This is a genomic window from Acetobacter fabarum, from assembly GCF_022483405.1.
Lineage (GTDB): Bacteria > Pseudomonadota > Alphaproteobacteria > Acetobacterales > Acetobacteraceae > Acetobacter > Acetobacter fabarum.
This window is the reverse complement of sequence record NZ_JAKVNI010000001.1, coordinates 1,178,972-1,198,027: the sequence shown is the minus strand read 5'-3', so window position 1 is coordinate 1,198,027 and position 19,056 is coordinate 1,178,972. Positions and strand designations below refer to the sequence as shown.

16 protein-coding genes are annotated in these 19,056 nt (G+C 57.9%); 6 read left to right on the top strand and 10 right to left on the bottom strand.

Features of this window, described 5'->3' with window-relative positions; all coding sequences use genetic code 11:
- Positions 1–6 precede the first annotated feature (6 nt).
- The 4 genes from LKE65_RS05720 to LKE65_RS05705 all read left to right on the top strand — a co-directional run bounded on the left by LKE65_RS05720 (position 7) and on the right by LKE65_RS05705 (position 5,043).
- A complete protein-coding gene (locus tag LKE65_RS05720; protein WP_278740709.1) occupies positions 7–1,242 on the top strand; it encodes a TonB-dependent receptor in 1,236 nt (411 codons plus the stop codon).
- Positions 1,217–2,419 (top strand): TonB-dependent receptor domain-containing protein, encoded by a 1,203-nt coding sequence (locus LKE65_RS05715; RefSeq protein ID WP_278740708.1) that lies wholly within the window; start codon positions 1,217–1,219, stop codon positions 2,417–2,419. Before LKE65_RS05720 ends, LKE65_RS05715 begins: the two co-directional genes overlap by 26 nt.
- Positions 2,419–3,630 carry a hypothetical protein gene (locus tag LKE65_RS05710; RefSeq protein WP_278740707.1) on the top strand — a complete coding sequence of 404 codons (1,212 nt, stop codon included), beginning with the start codon at positions 2,419–2,421 and terminating at the stop codon, positions 3,628–3,630. The genes LKE65_RS05715 and LKE65_RS05710 overlap by 1 nt, the downstream gene beginning before the upstream one ends.
- 135 nt (positions 3,631–3,765) lie before the next feature.
- A complete protein-coding gene (locus tag LKE65_RS05705) occupies positions 3,766–5,043 on the top strand; it encodes an Hsp70 family protein (protein WP_086645749.1) in 1,278 nt (425 codons plus the stop codon).
- Between the two features lie 29 nt (positions 5,044–5,072).
- Here the strand turns inward: LKE65_RS05705 and LKE65_RS05700 are convergent, their stop codons facing one another.
- The 6 genes from LKE65_RS05700 to LKE65_RS05675 all read right to left on the bottom strand — a co-directional run bounded on the left by LKE65_RS05700 (position 5,073) and on the right by LKE65_RS05675 (position 14,151).
- A complete protein-coding gene (locus tag LKE65_RS05700) occupies positions 5,073–6,110 on the bottom strand; it encodes a threonine aldolase family protein (protein WP_253530621.1) in 1,038 nt (345 codons plus the stop codon).
- Between the two features lie 120 nt (positions 6,111–6,230).
- On the bottom strand, positions 6,231–7,583 hold the full coding sequence (locus LKE65_RS05695; RefSeq protein ID WP_095349729.1) for an NCS2 family permease: 1,353 nt from the start codon (positions 7,581–7,583) through the stop codon (positions 6,231–6,233).
- A 69-nt stretch (positions 7,584–7,652) separates the two neighbouring features.
- The gene (locus LKE65_RS05690) at positions 7,653–9,533 is read right to left on the bottom strand and encodes an adenine deaminase (protein WP_278740706.1); all 1,881 of its coding nucleotides are present in this window, start codon (positions 9,531–9,533) and stop codon (positions 7,653–7,655) included.
- A 12-nt stretch (positions 9,534–9,545) separates the two neighbouring features.
- Entirely contained in the window at positions 9,546–10,337 is a 792-nt protein-coding gene (locus LKE65_RS05685) for a TatD family hydrolase (protein WP_278740705.1), read from the bottom strand.
- Positions 10,338–10,376: 39 nt separating this feature from the next.
- A complete protein-coding gene (locus LKE65_RS05680) occupies positions 10,377–11,717 on the bottom strand; it encodes an allantoate amidohydrolase (RefSeq protein WP_278740704.1) in 1,341 nt (446 codons plus the stop codon).
- 85 nt (positions 11,718–11,802) lie between these two features.
- Positions 11,803–14,151: a TonB-dependent receptor gene (locus tag LKE65_RS05675; RefSeq protein ID WP_244896419.1), complete on the bottom strand. Its 2,349-nt coding sequence runs from the start codon at positions 14,149–14,151 to the stop codon at positions 11,803–11,805.
- A gap of 287 nt (positions 14,152–14,438) precedes the next feature.
- Between LKE65_RS05675 and LKE65_RS05670 the strand changes: the two genes are divergently transcribed.
- Positions 14,439–15,401: a LysR family transcriptional regulator gene (locus LKE65_RS05670; RefSeq protein ID WP_158093026.1), complete on the top strand. Its 963-nt coding sequence runs from the start codon at positions 14,439–14,441 to the stop codon at positions 15,399–15,401.
- 71 nt (positions 15,402–15,472) lie between these two features.
- On the opposite strand, the gene LKE65_RS05665 is transcribed toward LKE65_RS05670, so the two are convergent.
- Together LKE65_RS05665 and LKE65_RS05660 are read right to left on the bottom strand one after the other, a co-directional pair.
- Entirely contained in the window at positions 15,473–16,171 is a 699-nt protein-coding gene (locus LKE65_RS05665; protein ID WP_095349773.1) for an aspartate/glutamate racemase family protein, read from the bottom strand.
- A gap of 102 nt (positions 16,172–16,273) precedes the next feature.
- Positions 16,274–16,873 (bottom strand): DUF488 domain-containing protein, encoded by a 600-nt coding sequence (locus tag LKE65_RS05660; protein WP_278740703.1) that lies wholly within the window; start codon positions 16,871–16,873, stop codon positions 16,274–16,276.
- Between LKE65_RS05660 and LKE65_RS05655 the strand changes: the two genes are divergently transcribed.
- Positions 16,872–17,087: a DUF2945 domain-containing protein gene (locus LKE65_RS05655; protein WP_278740702.1), complete on the top strand. Its 216-nt coding sequence runs from the start codon at positions 16,872–16,874 to the stop codon at positions 17,085–17,087. The genes LKE65_RS05660 and LKE65_RS05655 overlap by 2 nt on opposite strands.
- Positions 17,088–17,177: 90 nt before the next feature.
- Here the strand turns inward: LKE65_RS05655 and LKE65_RS05650 are convergent, their stop codons facing one another.
- Positions 17,178–17,504: a DUF3325 family protein gene (locus tag LKE65_RS05650; RefSeq protein ID WP_253530667.1), complete on the bottom strand. Its 327-nt coding sequence runs from the start codon at positions 17,502–17,504 to the stop codon at positions 17,178–17,180.
- Positions 17,501–19,054 carry a PepSY-associated TM helix domain-containing protein gene (locus LKE65_RS05645; protein WP_278740701.1) on the bottom strand — a complete coding sequence of 518 codons (1,554 nt, stop codon included), beginning with the start codon at positions 19,052–19,054 and terminating at the stop codon, positions 17,501–17,503. The genes LKE65_RS05650 and LKE65_RS05645 overlap by 4 nt, the downstream gene beginning before the upstream one ends.
- Positions 19,055–19,056 lie beyond the last annotated feature (2 nt).

Here is a 19,056-nt window from a genome sequence, read left to right as displayed (position 1 = left end):
ACAGCCATGGTTCACACCCCTTTTACGCACCGGATCACCTTTGCTCTGGTGCTCTCCACCGGTACGGTTTACGCGGCCAGTGCGGCCCAGCAGAGCCTGCCCAGCGCACAGCAGCAGGCCAAGGCCAACGCACCCAAAACCGCCCCACACCCTACAGCCGCCAAACCCGCTGTGGCACAGGCTACCGCGCCGCAGAACACTGGCAAGCTGGAGGAAATAACGGTCCGCTCCAACAAGCGCGCGCAGCAGGCCAATACAACGCCCGCATCCATTGTGGCACTCAGTGGCAAAACCCTGCAAACAACCGGGGTGCGTGACGCACTCAGCCTTGCACGGGATGTACCCGGCCTTATGGCGGAAACCACATCCGGTTCAGCCAACCCGCGCTACCGCCTGCGCGGTATTGGCACCAACGATTTTTCGGCCAACATGACAACCGCCGTTGGTGTTTCCGAGGATGATGTGTTCCTCGATAGCGGGGCATCGCAGGGTGTGCCGATTTATGACCTGGACCACGTAGAGGTTTTCAGGGGGCCACAGGGCACCTTGCAGGGCAAGAACACCACAGCGGGCATGGTTTCCTACTATACCAAAAAACCTACCAATACACTGGATGGTTACGTACGTGGCACAGCAGGCAATTACGGCCTGTGGGGGGAAGAAGGCGCTCTGGGCGGGCCTATTATAAAAGACAAGCTGATGGCCCGCTTTGCCATAGTCAACCGGGATTACGACGGACAGTACTATAATGGCAGCCACAAGAACCCCACGGGAGGCTACCAGTATTACGATATGCGCGGGCAGATTCTGGCCAAGCCTGTCGATAATTTGTCCATTCTGGTTAAAATGCACCTTGGCCGCAACAAGACCAAGGTGCCCATAGACCATGTGGGCCTGCTACCCGGTGGGGAGGATGCACAGGGTTATACCCAGACCTCCACCCGTAATATCCAGAACAACGGGCGCACGGATGCCACCACCCGGCGTGCGGGCCTGTCGGTCAATGCCAAATATGATTTTGAAAACGGCTGGAGCCTTGCCAACATTTTTGCGCTGGAGTGGAACCACTTCAACGTTTTTTCGGATGATGATGCAAGCCCCGCCCCCGTGGATTATCAGGAAAACATAGGCGGCGTTGCACGGGTGCTGAAGCAACGAGGTCCGGGTTGTTTCTCCCCAGAACAAAAAAATACGTTATGTGGGCGGCGTCTATTACATGCGCAACCTCACCCAGTCCTATAGCCAGCAGCCCCTGTACAGCCCCATAGACAGCAGCTTTGGCACGGGGGGCAATGCCTCCAGCTTTAACATCAGCACGCAGGATGCTGCCGTGTTCTCGGCCCTGTCCTTTGACCTGACCTCCCGCCTGACACTGGATATTGGCGGGCGCTTTACCTCGGAAACACGCAGCGCCAATGGGGAGGCATGGGCTTATAACACAGACCCTTCCAACCCCTACAACACCAGCAACCGTGCGCTCACCTACATCAACACAAGCACCAACACCTACCTCAACCCCAATACGGGGCAGGCCATGGTTGGCCCACCCCTGAGCAAGACGTTTAACAAGGACAGCGAGGACGCCAGCCTTAAATACCGCATAGCACCGGGCATTATTGCCTACCTGCGCTATGCCCGTGGCTTCAGGACCGGCAACTACAACACCTATGTAGCCACCACATCCGACTTCAGCCTGTACAACCCTGAAGAGCTGACGGATTACGAAGGCGGGGTAAAGGCACGGATCTGGGGCGGCAAGGCGCAGCTCAACCTTTCTGGCTTTCATTACGACTACAACAACATGCAGGTCACCATCCTGCAAAATACGGGAACCCACACGACCAATGCCGCACAGGCGGTATCGAACGGTTTTGAATTTGAAGGGCAGGTACGCCCCTTGCAAAACCTGTTTGGCTCCTTTGGCGTAACCTACCAGGACGCACATTACACCAACTTCAAAAACGCCAGTGCGCCAACGCCGTTTAATGGTGGCAACCCGGTGGACCTGTCCGGCCAGCCGCTTGAACGCGCACCACACGTAACTGCCAACTTTTTGCTTAGCTATAAAATCCCTGTCTCCTTTGGGGATTTTACGGTGCAGACAGACTGGCGCTACACAAGCCGCTACCGTTTTCAGGCATGGTCGGACAGCCACGCCACAACCCCTGCCGCCTTTTTGGCATCCCCCCAGATGCAGGCTCTGGTGCGGCATGCTTTTTCGCAAAACCCGGTTATTACGGGCAATGTGCGCGTGGCATGGCACTCGGTGGATGAAAAAACGGAAGTGGCCTTCTGGCTCCATAACGTAACCAACCAGATGACCTACACCAACGCGTTTGGCGAATTTTTCAATCGCAATATCAGCCGCTATCCGGGCGACCTGCGCGCCTTCGGGTTTGAAGTCATGCGGGCGCTGTAATGGTCGCGGGGCTACGCAACCGGGCCGGGCTGCTGGTGCTGGCCGCGATCAGTGCGGCAGACTGCGCAGCCCATAGCATGAACTCGCTTGGCCCGTTTGCCGTGGGCGAGCTGGTCCGTGGCGGGCGGTTCAGTATCATGCAGGCCGGGTTATGGAGCTGTGTGGAAATGCTGGCCTATGCCGTGGCCATGACCGCCATAGCCCCCCTGTCTGCCCGGTTAAGGCTGCGTCTGGTGGCCCTGCTGGCAGGCATTGGGCTGGTTGTCGCACAGGCAGGCTCCGCCTTTGCTGTGGGGGTGTGCCCCCTGCTGGCCCTGCGTGTGCTCTCCGGCGGCTGCCTTGGCGGGTTGAATGCGGTAGTCAATATCGGGGCCAGCCGGTTGGGCAAACCTGTGTTTGTGCTGGCGTTTGTTATGGTGGTGCAGACTGTTGTTTTTAGTCTGGCAAGCCTGCTGCTCCCCCATGCCAGTGCACTGGCGGGGCAGAAAGGTATTTTTCTGGCACTGGCAGGGCTTGTTGTTGTGCTGCTGCCACTCCTGTTTTTTCTGCCCGATACGGTTCTGCCCACCCCCGGCGCCAACCCGCAGGCCGGTTATGCCGCCCCGGCTCATGCGGCCCCTATGTGGGCTTTGCTGGCCGTGCTGTTTTACACCGGGGGCAGTCTGGCGGTATGGCCTTTTACCCAGCGGATTGGCCTTTCTGTTGGGCTGGCACCCTCCTCTTTTGGGGTTTTGTCGGCTGTTGCCAATATTGCGGGGCTTGTGGTCTGCCTTGCTACGGTGCTGCAAAGCCGCAGGCACATAACCAGCCCCCTGCTTGTGCCCGCCCTTGTGCTGGCAGGCGGCGTTTGCGTGGTGCAGGCCTGCCCACCCACGCCATGGCTGTTCTGCACCGCCTTTGTCCTGAATTATGCTGCGTGGTTCTTTGTGTACCCCAGCCTTGTCGGCCTGACCTGCCTTGTGGACCCCACGGGCAAGCTGGCCTCCCGCGCTGGAGGGGCGTGGATGTTCTCTCAGGCGGCAACAACGCTCTTTGCCAGCGCCACCCAAACACATGGGCTTTACCTGTGGACCGGCCTGTTCAGCCTTGCGCTGTGCCTTTGCGCGGCACTGGCCACCCTGCGTGTAACCCGCCCCCATGCGGGCAGGCCCGGTATGCAGCAGGCCGCCTATTCCGCCTGTGGGCCACACACGGGCACAGGCCCGGACTAAAGCCACAACCAGCCCCAGACGGCACACCGCGTAAGGCATGCCGCATGCAGGCGGCACAAAAGGCAGCATGGCCTGCCCGCCTGCGCATATAAGGCATGGACAAGCAGGGGGAGCGGGTTCTATTTTCCGCCGGTTATGACCTCCTTACCCGCCCCCACCCGCATCGGCATTGATTTTGGCACAACCAACAGTGTTATTGTCATTGCGCGCCCCGACCGCACGATCCAGACCATCCGCTTTGCCACGCCTGATGGTGAACCTTCGGAAACCTGCCGCACACTGCTGGCCTTATGGCAGGACATGGAGGGCGGGCGGCGCGTGCAGCACCGCGCAGTTGGCGCGCATGCCATTGAAGCACATCTGGATGACCCGGCCGAGACGCGGCTGATCATGTCCATGAAATCCTATCTCGCACAGGCCAGCTTTCGCGAGACACAGGTTTTTGGCCAGCGCCTGTCGCTTGAAAGCCTGATTGCCACCTTTTTGCAGGAACTCATGGCCCTTGGTGGGCTTTCCCCCGCCCAGTGCCATGTTACGGTGGGCCGCCCCGTGCATTTTGTGGGGGATAATGCCGATGATGCTCTGGGGGAAACCCGGCTCCGCGCCGCCTTTGCCCAAGCAGGCTTTGCCGATGTTACGGTTATGATGGAGCCAGAGGCCGCGGGCTGGCGCTTCATGCAGCGGCTGGACCGGCCTGCAACGGTTCTGGTCGGGGATTTTGGTGGTGGCACAAGCGATTTTTCCGTCGTGCGTTTTGACCCCAAAGGCCAGACCGCAACGCAGCCACTGGGCCATGCAGGGGTTGGGCTTGCAGGGGACCAGTTTGATTTTCGGATCATAGACAACGTGGTGGCTCCCTACCTTGGGCGGGACTGCACCTTCCGCATCATGGGGGGGGAACCATTACCCGTACCGGTTGAATGGTACCATGCACTGGCGCGCTGGCACCGGCTCTCGCTCATGCGTACACCGCGTATTCTGAACGAAATCGAGGATGTGGCACGCACCGCCACCGAGCCCAAGAAGCTGAAGAACCTGATCGAACTCGTGCGTGAACAGCGCGGGCAGGAACTCTACAACGCCGTATCGGCCACCAAGCGCGCGCTCTCCACCCACACATCGGCAGACCTGCACTTTACGCAGCCGGGGTTGGATATTCACACCACCATCCAGCGTGAGGATTTTGACCGCTGGATCGCGCCCGACATTGCAAGGCTGGGCGCAGGCATTGATGCCGCCTTGCAGGAAGCAGCCCTCCCCCCCGAGCAGATCGACCGCGTGTTCCTGACCGGTGGCACATCGTTTGTGCCTGCGGTGCGCGCCCTGTTTACCTCCCGCTTTGGAGCCGAAAAGGTGGAACTGGGCGGGGAGTTTGTCTCGGTCGCTGAAGGGCTGGCTCTGGCGGCAGCGTAAAAGCTGCCTGCCCTCCTGCCCTTTGGGGGTTAGGCCGCACTGGCGCAGGCTTTTATGTCTGCTGCCAGCCGGTCCACCTCCGCCATGTCCGCATCCCATGCGAACATAAAGCGCGCCCCTCCGCCGATAAAAGTATAAAAGCGCCAGCCACAGGCCCGGAGCCGCTCCAGCACAGCAGGCTGTGCATGAATGAAAACACCATTGGCCTGCACCGGAAACATGAGCGAAACACCGGGCAGGCCCACCACCTGTTCGGCCAGCCTGCGTGCGCAGGTATTGGCATGCCGGGCGTTACGCAGCCATGCCCCGCTCTCGAGCATACCCACCCATGGGGCGGATAAAAACCGCATTTTGGAGGCCAGTTGCCCGGCCTGCTTGCAGCGGTAATCAAAACCATCAGCCAGGGCGCGGTCAAAAAACAGAACGGCCTCGCTGACGGCCATGCCATTTTTGGTGCCACCAAAACACAGCACATCCACCCCGGCCCGCCATGTCATGTCGGCCGGTGTGCAGCCAAGGGCGGCGCACGCATTGGCAAAGCGTGAGCCATCCATATGCAGATACAGCCCGAGTTCACGGCATGTTTGCGCCAGTGTGCGAATTTCGGACAGGGAATACAGCTCCCCCGTCTCGGTCGGTTGCGTAATGGTTACGGCCCGTGGCTTGGGGTAATGAATATCGCTCCGGCAGGTGGATAACAGCCTGACATCCTGCTCGGTCAGCTTTGCACTTTCCGTCCGGGCGACAAGCAGCTTGGAACCGTTGGAAAAAAACTCGGGCGCTCCGCACTCATCCGTTTCCACATGCGCGTAGGAGGAACAGATCACACTGTTATAAGACTGGCAGAGAGCCGCCAGCGCCAGTGAATTGGCCGCCGTGCCGTTAAAGACAAAAAAGACCTCGCACTCCTTTTCAAACAGGGCGCGAAAAGCGTCTGCCGCCCGGCTGGTCCATTCATCCTCCCCATAAGGGATCAACGAGCCGATATTGGCCTGCATCATGGCCTGCCATGCCTCGGGGCACATCCCGGCGTAGTTATCGCTTGTAAATTGCTGGCGCGTGTTCATCGCTCATCATCTTTACCGCATTGTGGCAGGCACGCAGCCTTAACCACTGTGGACAACAGGGGGCCACGCGCAGGCTGCGCACATGGCCTTTTACATCAATACGTCTGGCACAGGGGCGCGTTAGTTGACCGTGTAGGTCACCAGCACAAGGTAGATCACCAGCAGGACATTGGTCAGCAGGAAAACCGGTGTCAGCCGCGCCCAGCTCCGGGTAGCAACCGCCATGACCGTGTAGGCAAAGCACCCCGCGCAAATCCCGATCATGAGGTTGGCGGTTGTGACCGTCAGCAGCACGATCATGCCAGCAGAAACACTCTGGAGCGGGTCGGATATATCCAGCTCCGTCAGGCCTTCCATCATCAGAATCCCCACCATCACCAGTGCTGCGGTGGTGGCCTGTGGGGGAATACAGGCAATAAGGGGCCAGAAAAACGCACTCAGGCCAAACAGTATGGCTACGGTCAGGGTTGTCAGGCCCGTGCGCCCGCCTGCCTCCACCCCGGTTGCGGATTCAACATACGCCCCCACGGTCGGGCTCCCCAGACACGCCCCCACAATGGAGGCCAGCCCATCGGCCAGAAACGCACGCCGGGAGTTCATGAAATTGCCTTGCGCATCCATCATGCCCGCCCGCCGCGTGACCGCGATCATGGTCGCTGTGGCGGAGAAAAAGTCGGACAGGAAAAAATAAAGAGTCAGGGGCAGGACCAGAAAAAAGTTGTGGAAGAACTCGGTCGTATCAAACGCAAACAGGTACGCGCTGGGCGCATGGGGCAGGGCCACCGCCTGCGCAGGCAGAACGGTCATGACATGACCCGGAGAGGTCTGGATAAACAGCCCCGCCACCGTAACCGCCAGAATGGACAACAGCATGGCCCCCCGCACACGGGCCGCCACCAGTGCCGCGATGAGCAAAAGCGAGAGAAAAACCACCATGACCGAGGGGGAGCGCAAATCCGCAAAGGCAACGCCCCCGCCTGGATCCGTTACAATCAGCCCCCCGCTGCGCAGGCCCAGATAGGCAATAAACAGGCCAATACCGGCCTGTAACCCAATACGGATAGAGGCGGGAAAGCCCCGCACAATATGCTGGCGCACATTACTGAGCGACAGGCAGGTAAACAGAATACCCCCCACCAGCACCATGGTAAGCGCCGTGCCATAGGACAGGCCCATTTTAACCACGACAACCTGAGCAAAAACCGCGTTGGACCCCATGCCCGGCGCCAGCGCAATGGGCAGGCGTGACAAAAACGCCATAAGCAGGGAGCCACACATGGCGGCCAGCACGGTTACGGTAATCATATCCGCACGGTTGGCACCCGTTGCTGCCAGAATGGCCGGATTGACCGCAATAATATACCCCATGGCGCCAAAGGTTGTGAGCCCGGCCAGCACCTCCGTGCCCACGCTGGACTGGTGGCCCGCCACATTAAACCGGAAGAGCTTTTGCAGGGATAAAACGGCTCTCATAATCAACAGCACTCCAGTTTTATGCGACCAGTGGGCTGCTCCGCCACACCGGCGCGCTGCCCGTTGCCCCTACCAGACAATGGGGTGTGTCTGCCCGGTCTGAACATTAACAAACCCTTCGGGCACGCTGGGGCTGGGGGCCACCAGCACCCACCGCCACGGCGAGCAGGTAAGCGTTGCAAAGCACAGCCGCTCGGGAAAACCCTCCGGCCAGTTTTTGGAATAGGTGGGCTCATGCATCCACTCTATTGTCCGGGCCTGTGCGTAAAGTTCCTGCATATCCGCGTCCAGTGCTTCGGCCGGGCGGGCGGTCATTAGCCCGCCAACCTCGTAGCGGACCGTGGCCAGCACGGCGTTATCCCGCACCAGTGCCCAACCACCCTGCTGCCTGCGGATCTGGTTGACCACCTGCGCCATGGCGGCATCGGACGACCCGACGACCCATATATTATGCTGGTCATGCGCGACCGAGCAGCCCACAGCCGTATCGGGCGTGCTGGGGCCACAGCCGCGCCAGAACATACGCCCGACCCTGCCCTGCCCGGAATAGCGGTCCACAACCGCAAACTTGGTAATGCACTGGCTGGTATCACGCTGCACCTGCCCGTCCTGCACAGGCAGGGTTTCCACCAGAAAATCATCCGCCCAGTGGAACGGGCGCAGCACAGCGGCCTGCATGGTCTGCCGCCCCGGATCAGCCGGAATGGCAAAATCCTCCGCAACAAGCTCCCGCGTGATGTTGATGGTCTGGCTCGCCCATGCGGGCCATGCAATAGCGGGCACGGGCGCAATATAACGCCCGTTCTGCGCCACGCACTGGCCATCTGCCCAGACCTCCGCAATGTCCAGCGCTGCCACATCGGACAGCAGCACAACATCAGCAAAGCGGCCGGGGGCCAGACTGCCCACCCACGGGGTCAGGCGCATATGCCGCGCGGGGTTGATGGTCACACACTGAATGGCAATTTCTGGCGGCAGGCCAGCCTCCATGGCTCTGCGCACATTATAGTCTGTGGCTCCCATGCGCAATGTGTCGCTTGCGGAACGATCATCGGTGGTCAGCGCAATCTGGGAAAAATCCTCAAAGCCTGCATCCAGCATGCCCCGCACCAGTTCGGGAATGGCCCCATGCCGCAACGCCACAAAAATACCGGCCTGCAACTTGGCCTGTAGTTCGGCCATGTTCAGCACTTCGTGGTCAGAGGCCAGACCAGCCGCGGCAAAGGCGTTAATGGAACGTGTGTCATGCAGGCCCGCCCCGTGCCCTTCCACCACGCCACGGTGTTCATACGTTGCCTGGATCATGCCCCACAACCGCGCGTAGGAGGGGGATTCAGGGTTCCACACACTGGGCCAGTCCATAACCTCGTCCAGCCCGGGCACCATCAGGTTCCCGCCCATAAAGGCGCTCTGTTCGTCATACCCATAATACCCGCCCCCGCCCTCATACGCAGTGGGGGGCACGGCCGAACCGGGGAGCGGGAATATTTTAAGCGGCACACCATGGCTGCGCGCCGTCATCCAGAACGACAGGTTATGCGCGCCATCCACGTTGGAAAACTCGTGGCTGGCCTCGCACGTCCATGTATTACCGCGTGGCAGCACCAGAGTGGCCTCGTATTCGGGGGTCAGGTGCGAGCTTTCGATATGTTTGTGCACCTCGCCAAAGCCGGGCACGGCGGAAAGTTCCAGCCGCTCGACATGCGCTCGGGCTGTGCCGGTGTAGGTGCCCGCAGGGCCGGTCCAGGCAATGCGGCGACGATACATAACAATATCCTGCTGCTCTACCCAGCGGCGCGTATGCACGTCCAGCAGGCGGCCCACACGCAGCACCAGATCGGCCGGGATCAGCCCCATGGCCACACGGGTCAGTTCCTGGCGGATGCGCACTTCCTGGGCAGCACTGATAAACAGGTCATTCCCGGACATCATCTCCGATGCAGACTTCATCACCATGATCCATTATACCAAAGAAAAATCTGGAACTTTGCGAAAGATACGGAAGAAGTTTTCCGTTGTCTGCCGGGCCAGTTCCTCGGGGGTGACCTTGCGCAACCCGGCCAGAACCCTGAGCGTATGCACAAGGTAGGCGGGCTCGTTCCGCTGGTCCGCGTAGGGTTCGGGGGCCAGAGATGGCGCGTCTGTCTCGATCAGAATACGGTCTGCGGGCAGGCTGGCGGCAATAGCGCGCATGCCATCATTCCCCTCATGGGTGAGCAGGCCGGAGAAAGAGAGGTAATGCCCCATCTCCACATTGGCCCGCGCCAGAGCCGGGCCGCCTGAAAAACAGTGCATGACCACCGGAAAACGCCCTTTGGCATCCTCCTCACGCAAGACCTGCTCCATGGCCGCATCCTGCTTGACGGAATGGATGATCAGGGGCAGCTGCGTCTGCCGGGCGGCCTCTATATGGACCAGAAAATTGCGCATCTGCGCATCCCACGAGGCCGTGGTAAAAAACGTGTCCAGCCCCACCTCGCCTATGCCCACCACCTTGGGGTGGGCGGCATGGGCAACAAGGTCCTGCACCTGCACGTCGGTTTCCCCATCCGCCCAGTGGGGGTGGGTGCCTACGGAGCAGAAGACATCGTCCATCTCCTCCGCTTTTTGCAGCACCTTTGCAAAATCATGCACACTGGTACCAATGCTGACAAACCGGCGGATACCCACCGCGCGCGCCCGCTGCATGACCGCGTCCAGATCCCCCGCAAGCTCGGAAAACTCAAGGTGGCAATGACTGTCAACCAGATGCATGCTGCGTCCTCCCGTTATGGGGTTTGTTGCAAGGCCGGATCATACTACCGTGCCCTGTCTGGCCGAAATATCAAGCACTTCCGGCAGGCGCGTAATAAAATTAACCATAACGGCAAAGGCTGCCTGCACATCCGCCACGATCACGCTCTCATCGGGGTGGTGGCTTATGCCGCCGGGGCTGCGCAGGAACAGCATGGCCGTGGGCACCCAGTCCGTCATCATCATGGCATCATGGCCAGCACCGCTGACCAGAACATGCTCGGGCATACCCTCCGCCCTTATGCCTGAACGCAACAGGTCAACCAGCCGGCCATCGCAGGGGGCGGGGGCAAAGGTCTGGTGGTCCTGCACCTCCCACCCCACGTGGCGGCGCCCGGCAATGCTGCCCACCAGTTCCTTTACCTGCAAAAACGCGCGCTCAAGGCATTGCGCATCCGCCGAGCGGATTTCCACCGAAAGGCTGGCACTGCCGGGAATAACATTTACCGCCCCCGGATGCGCCTCGATCTTGCCCACGGTGGCCACAAAATCATCCACATGCGCGCGGGCCAGTGCCTCTATACCCAGAACCATCTCGCACGCAGCAGCCAGCGCATCGCGGCGCATGGAGAGCGGTACGGTGCCTGCATGCCCTGCCTGCCCCTGCACGCGAACATAAAACCGCTGGATACCGGCAATGGCAGACACGGCCGCCAATGGGGCATCCGCATGTTCCAGCACGGGGCCTTGCTCAATATGTGCTTCCAGATAGGCCAGTATGTCCTGCCGGTTGCGCCGGGCCTCGCCCATTCTGCCAACATCCAGCCCTGCACCACGCATGGCCTCGTGCAATGTTGCGCCGGTGCGGTCACGCATCTGGCCGACATCCCCCACGGCCTTGCCCGCCATGGCCCGGGAACCCAGCATGGACAGCGGGAAGCGTGACCCCTCCTCATCCCCAAAAGCCACAACCTCCAGGGCAAAAGGCAGGCGTATGCCACGGCTTGCAAAGGCGGCCACACATTCCACCCCCAACATGACCCCCAGTGCGCCATCGTAAAAACCACCGTTCCACACGCTGTCTATGTGCGAGCCGATCAGCAGTGCGGGGGCGTTGGCCTCTGCCCCCTCGTACCGGCCAATAACCGTGCCTGCGGGGTCCGTGCGCACGCTCATGCCTGCATCGTGCATCCACCCCCGCAATGTGGCCATGGCGGCTTTGTGTGCAGCCCCAAGGTAAGGGCGGAACAGGCCGCCACGCATATCGCTATAAGGTTCGCACCCGAGTTCTTCACACCGTCTGACCGCACGCGCCCCTGCATCGTGCTCGACAATCCGCTCCAGCTTGTTCATCTCAACCACCAACGTAAACCGGCACTCAATCCCGGCGGCATTCTGCACGCCATGCCACAAAGGCCGCCCCTGCCCTGTTCCACCTACCGGTGTGTGGGAAAGGTCTGTGCGGAGCGGCCTTTTTATTATTGCTTCAGAAATCCGTGGAAATTGTTCCCGTCATGCTAAAGCGTGGCAGAACGTAAAACTGTGCCCCACTCCCCGCAGCCAGGGTTGTGCCATCCAGCAGTTGCCCCTGAGTGGCGTTTGTTGCAATACCCACCGGCCCCGTGCGCACCACGGCCCCGGTCAGGTTCTGAAAATTCATTTTAAACGTAGGTGATTTGAGGAAAGAGAACGGCTTGAAGCGATACCCAACACTCAGGCTGTCCGTTACGTAGCCGGGCATACGCTGGTCCCCCGTCAGGGTTACAGACTGGGAACTGGCATAATGCAGGGCAAAGTTTCCAAAAAAGTGCGTGTCATCATACGACAGGCCAAAATTGGCCATGACCTTGGGAGCCATTGGGGCTTCATGCCCTTTGGTCCGCAGGTAGCTCCCCCCATATGGCACGTTGGAATCCAGCGTTGCATGCAGGTATTCAAACGACGCATAGGGGCTAAAATGGTGGATCGGCCGGGCCGCCACCATAAGGTCAAAGCCACGCACGGTCTGGTTGCCTGCATTGGCCGTGCCAAACACGCCACCACCCAGATAGGTGCTCATCAACCTGTTGGTAATGTTGTAGTTGAACAGGGACAGATCGAGCATCACATACTTGTCGTGGTAGCGGTACCCCAGCTCCTCCTTGATCGAATACTGGTTTTTGGGCATGCCGGTCACGGCCTGAATGGCCGAGGGGTCTGGCTGGCGGAAGTCCCCTTCCCCATGCACATAAACCTGACTGTGGTCGTCAATGTCATACGAAATGGAAAGCTGCGGCAAAGGCACCGTGGAGTTTGCCCCCAGATGCGCGTTTGACGTGGAGGACGATGCCAGCAGGTTCTTCATCCAGTAATTTGTCATCATGAACTTGAAGCCTGCGTTAATCCGCAGCTTGTTGTGCAGGTAACGTGCTTCGTCCTGCACAAAAATCGAGTGGATTTCGTAGCCCGTGTTGGTCAGCCCGGCCAGCGCACGTTTGCCATCTGCCGTATAGAGCGCAGTATGGGGGTTGCCCGGCGTTGTAGCCCCGCTATAGGACACGTTGATCGGGAAACCGATTTTGGAAAAATTGTTGGCATACCAGTACCCGACCGAAAAATGGTTATGGCTGTCAATGTCATAACCCAGCTTGGCGGTTACACCCACATCGGGCTGGCTATAGGCATTCCATGCCTGCACAAGCTGCTGCCCGCCGGGCAGAGCGCTCCCGTTGCCCAAGCTATACTGCCCGGCAGAAGACTGCCCGATACCCCAGCTATCCCACCCAAGAGCATCGTAAAAATAGGGGGTCACATCCAGCGTGAGCTTTCTGCTCAGCACCACATGCACCGGCATGACCAGAAAAACCGTGTTGAAGTGCGAGATATTGTTTTTCCAGTAGTTATCGTTCCCGCCTGTTGTGCTGTAACCGCTGTGGTTATAGCCCGCTCCGGTGTGCTTGTAGGCCTTGAACTGTTCTTCCGTTGCGTAATTATCAACCATGATCTGGTTATTGTTCCACGAAAAATACAGTTTAACACTTGATGCGTTCTGAAAATCCTTTTGCAGGCCAAAGTCAATGTGCTGGCGGTCATTTGTGCCAGCACCCATCCACTGCCGGGCATGCGTGTGCGAACCCGATACGTAAAAACGCACACCCGTGTTGCCAATATCCCCCGACTGCAAGCGCAGGAACTCGCGGGAGAGGTTGTTTGTACCGTAGGAGAAATCCATCGTCCCGCCCATTCTGTGGGAGGGAGTCAGGGTTTCCTCACGCATGACACCCCCAGCACTTGTGGTTACCGGGGCTTCCAGCGCGGAGGCACCGGGGCTGACGGAAATACGCTCCAGATTTTCGGAATCCACGTTCTGGTCAATGTAACCCGCACTGCTTGCGGGCACGCCATCAAGCAGAATAGCCATGTCGGCATCTGTCAGGCCGCGGCTTTCTATGCCCCCACCATGCATACCAGATGTATCCGCCGAGGAGACGTTAAGACTTGGCATGGTCTTGACCAGGTCCAGCACACTACTTGTGGGGCTTTTCTGGTCAATAAACTGCTTTGTAACCGTTTGTACAGAATAAGCGGCTGTTTCACGCCGCATCATCCCGCCCCCGCCATCCACGGACAGGCTGACAGACTGCCGGTTGGATGTAACGTCAATATTTTCCTTATTCTGCGCCTGCAGGGCAGACTTTGCATGGGGTTTATGCCCGCTTGCCACCACCCGGTCTGGTGTTTGCACACGCCCCGCCGTTGCTGCACCAGCACTGCGTGCCGTGTCATGGAGTGCTGCCAAAACCAGAATGCCCGACGCCGATACGAACAGCCTGTGCTTTAACGAAAAAATTTGCATTGCTTGTGCCCGCCCCCTACAGCCTTCCGCCTAAAAGACTGTTTTCAAGTTCTTTTTTGTCTAGCCCGTCCGCAGTTTGTTCAAACTTATTGTTCTGCTTATGCAACGTATCGTTTCTGCCCATCTTTTTGGAAGCGCTAAATTCTGCACGTTGTGTAGCCTTTTTCTGCACGTGCGGACTCTTTTTTGGTGCGGTATAGAAATGATTATGTTTATTCTTGATTCGCCGTTAACTGTTCTCACCAACAGGTTCCAAAAGACGCACACCCAGAAAAAGGACTATGGCCATGGTGCTCCTGACCAAGTTTTCCCGTTATTTTCAGGAAGTCATCCACCATGGCTCCATCCGCAAGGCAGCCGAGCACCTGCATATTGCCGCCTCAGCCGTGGACCGGCAGATCCTGAATGTAGAAGAAACACTGGGGGTGCGGCTGTTTGACCGGGTTTCCGGCGGTGTGCGGCTAACTGCTGCGGGCGAGGCGGTTTTTCACCAACTCACCCGCTGGGGCAAGGAGGAGGCCGCCCTGCACCGCCATCTGGCCGAACTTAAAAACGCACGCGGGGGAGAAGTCCGCATTGCTGTGGCCGATGGTCTGGCTGTCAGCTTCATTCCCTCCGTGATCATGCTTTTGCATGACGACAGCCCGGGTTTGCGCTTTAAGGTGACTGTTGCTACCGCCGCAACCGCTGCCATCCTGCTCCGGGCGGGAGACTGCGATCTGGGGGTTACATTTGACCCCCCATCCTTTGCCGGACTGAGTGTGGAGGCCGAGGCCCTGTCCCGCCTTGGTGTGCTGGTACCGCGTGACCACCCGCTTACCCGCATGGAGGATGTGCGGGTCACGGACTGCACCGGCTACCCCATTGTGGCACCTGATTCATCCACCACATTGTGGCGTCTGGTCAAGGAACTGCTGGAAGAAACAGACATGCCTTACGATATTGTCTTTAATTCCAACAATATTGCGCTTGTCTGCGATATGGTGAAAAAAAATCTGGGCATTGCGATCATGCGTGATCTGGATGCCTTTGGCCATTATAATGAAGATGAAGCCCGGTTTATTGAGCTGAACGAAACCAAGCTGGCAACGCAGAAACTCTCGCTCATTATTCCCAAAACACGCGTTCTATCCCCCAGCGCGCACTTCATTATTGAGAAATTCAAAAAAATATTCCAAGGATTTGACAATAACCCCCAGCAGTTTCTGGGAAAACCCAAACTCGTGGGGGATGGAGGCAAGGCGGAATAACCCCCATACCCCCGGACCATACCCCCCAATGCGCACTTTCCCCCGCACCGGGCTGCGTTAATGCTGCATGTTCAGCGTGACAGTTCCATAGCCCCAAGCAGAGCTTCTGCATGGATTTCGAGCGTATCCAGGCACGGGATTGCTGGATGGAGTCCATTAAACAGCAGCGGCAGTTCCGTGCACCCCAGCACCACGGCATCTATGCCGGATTCTGCCACCAGTTTTTGAATAATATTCAAAAACCCTTCCTGTGTTTCTGGTTTAACAAGACCGTGTTCCAACTCCTCCGATATTTTTGACACGACAAAATCAAAGTCGCACCCCGCAGGAGTTACAATCTCCATCCCCGCATCCCTGAAGGGTTTTTTAAAAAAATCCTCTTCCATGGTAAAGCGCGTGCCCAGCAAACCCAGCTTTTTAAAGCCGTGTTTTTTTGCTGCATCTCGGGCCGTTTCAATAATACTTACCAGCGGCACAGAGGATTGCGCGCGCAATGCGTCAAAAACAATATGGGGTGTATTCCCGGTAAGGGACACAACCTCACACCCTGCGGCCACAAGATTATCAATGCCCTGCATCAGATACTGCGTGAGCGCAGGATAATCCCGCGCTGCACAGTATTTGAGAACATCAAAAACATTCAGGCTTTCTATACTCAGGTTAGGGAAAAAGTCTTTCCCCACCAACTGGTTCGCACCGTAAACCAGTTTTTTGTAATAAATAAGGGTGGACTCTGGCCCTGTTCCACCGATCAAACCCAGTTTTTTCATGATCATTGGCCCTTAATATGCAGGTTATACATTATTCTTGGTATAGGCTGGCCCTACAGGTATCCACCTTGCAAGGCTGCGTTCTGTAAAAAGTATTTACTTTTATTTTGAAATGCTCTCACCCTGCGGATAGGTAATACGGTGCTGATCATCAACGACAGCGGCTTCTGTCAAACCTGCCGGCACCACATTTGACATGGACAGAATATGAAAAACCTTTACGCCATTGGCCAAAAGGTAATCTGTAATAATCCGCCTGTGGCAACGCCACCAGAGCACCTCCGCACACATGATCGCAACAGTGGCATGCTGCCCGGCCTGTATCAGCTGGGTGAGCCCAAGGTGAAAATCTTCTCCCAGAGCGTAGTCCGCGTAATTATGGAAGCTTTGCACACGCCAGAATGCATTGGTGTTGACCGGCACCGTTTTGGACCGTGGCCTCCGGCCACCTAATGCCGGAAAGTGGCTATACCCTATTCCATAAGCCGCCAGCTCTGGCAGAAGGTTAGTTCCGTCATAATCACGGTCACGGCGGGAATATGGAAAAGCCCTCACATCCGCCACCAGCGTCACGCCATAATGCCGCAGGAGCGCAATAAAGTCCTTCAGCAAGAGCGTTGAATGTCCAATAGTGTAAAAGGGGTTGGTAACAGCTATGCTCGACTCTCTTTTATGGTCCATGCTGGATTTGGAGTTTTTCATGCCATTACAGTCTTTCAAGATCGGAGACATCGTATCCTGGAACTCAGAGGCCGGACACGTGAGCGGGCGGATCAGAGCGATCCATTTTACCCCTTTTCTGGTCAACGGCTATCAACATCACGCAACGCTGACAGAACCACAATACGAGATTGAGAGCCTTAAAACCGCGCATATAGCATTCCATAAAGGTACAGCCCTGACCATTGGGGAGTAAAGATTCCGCAATACCTCCCCTGCACCACCACCCCGAACGCAAAAAGCCACCCTTCGGGGTGGCTTTTCCTTTGGTTTTTCAGGCGTGTTGCTATGGGCGCGGGGTGGGCATTAACCGCGCCAGCCAGGCCAACAGTAAGGGCCGCCAGCTCAGAACCAATGCGACAAGGCAGGCGGTAAACGATACCAGACCGGCCCAGAGCAGAACCCCGAACCCTCCCCCTTCATGCCTGACCGCCAGAACAAGTGCCAGCACCACGAGCACTCCAGCTGCCAGCCGCACCCAGACGGCATTGTAAAGGGGCAGCTCTGCCAGCCCCACAGCACGGCGATGCGGGAACTGCGTCAGCGCCAGTAACGCAAACGCAAGGAACAGCAACACCCCAAGGGCCGGGTAGAACAGGGCATAACGTATCATGCAGCCTGCTCCCCTGCCGGACGGGTGGATACCACTGTGTTACGCACCCGGTGGGACAGGTGCCGTGCCACCAGCAACGCCAATACCGCGCCCACAAGCAATACCATATCCACCCCCGCCACCGGCCAGAGATAACGGTGAGACAGCGTGCGCACCAGATGGTCACCGGTGGTGAGCCAGTTCAGAACCGCCACCGCAAGAGCGAGAACGGCAATTGCAGCACTTTGCTCAATCCACACCCGAGTGCTTCGCACCCAGCCATGCACAAATGCCCCCAACCAGACCAAATAGAACGCGCAGACCTCCAGCGATGCCCGCTCCAGCCCGAACATTTGCGCCCCGTGCGGTATCAGACGATTGGCGGTAAAGAACGCCAGAGTTGCAAGGATAATCCCGGTTACGGAACCTGCCGCTATAGCCTCCACCAGACGGAAGCCAATCTGCTTTTCCTGCTTTTTCCGGCGAGATTCCATCCAGAACAGAAAACCGGTCGCGATCAGCACACAGCTCCCTAACCCGAGCACAAAATAAATCCACCGCAATACCCAGTGATGAAACTCGATAAGATGCAAGCCGCTCAGAAAACGCTGCGAGCGCATGATGGGTGTCAGATGCGGTGCACGGGAAAGGAGCTTGCCCGTAGAACCGTCAAACGCGATAACATCCCGGTCACTGACAACCTGATTTTCGTTCCCCCGGAAAAAGGCAATCCGGCTTGTTGTCATACCCGGATTGGCCACCAGCACCAGATGTGGCTCATCCCCACCCCATAAAGCGCGTGCCTTCATGGCTGTCTCATCAAGCGACACACCAGATGCGCCGGGTTTGCCGTGTTTTACGGAAAGGAACGACAGACCGTTTGACTCAAAAAAATACGCACGTGTGTTGGGATAAACCGCGGTGACACCAGCAGGAAAATAAGTTGCCCCCAGAATAACCAGCCCGGAAAACGTTAGAATAATGTGAAAAGGCAAGCCAAGCACACCAGAGATATTGTGCAGGTCCAGCAACATCCGCCGCGACTTTGCCCGAGAGCGGAATGTAAAGAAATCCGCGAATATCTTGCGATGAATGATAACACCGGTAATGCACAGGATAAGCATGGCCATGGACGCCAGCCCCACAATCCATTCCCCAAGGTTCATCAGCTCAAGATTAAGCGTGTAATGAAATGGAAAAATAAATTCCGTAGCCCCCAGTGTTCCGGAATCCGGCAATACGTGCCCTGTTACAGGATCAATATCCCGGCTGATCATTTTTTGTCTGGTGCCGTAATGTGTATGGAACACTGCATCCCGATCATTGGGGAGGGTCACGTTCCAAAAGGAGGCTTTTGCCGCAGCTGCTTCATCAAGCGATGACCGAAAACTCTCCAGCGGCAGCATATTATCGGCATGGGCCATGCGCGTGGCCGGTTTCATCCACAGATCAATCTCGCTGTCAAAAACCGAAAGCGTGCCCATCAAGAAGATGGCAAAAAGGACGCTGCCCAGCACAACACCCGCCCAGGTATGCAGCCACCCCATGGAACGGCGAAAATCCGGCTCCATCG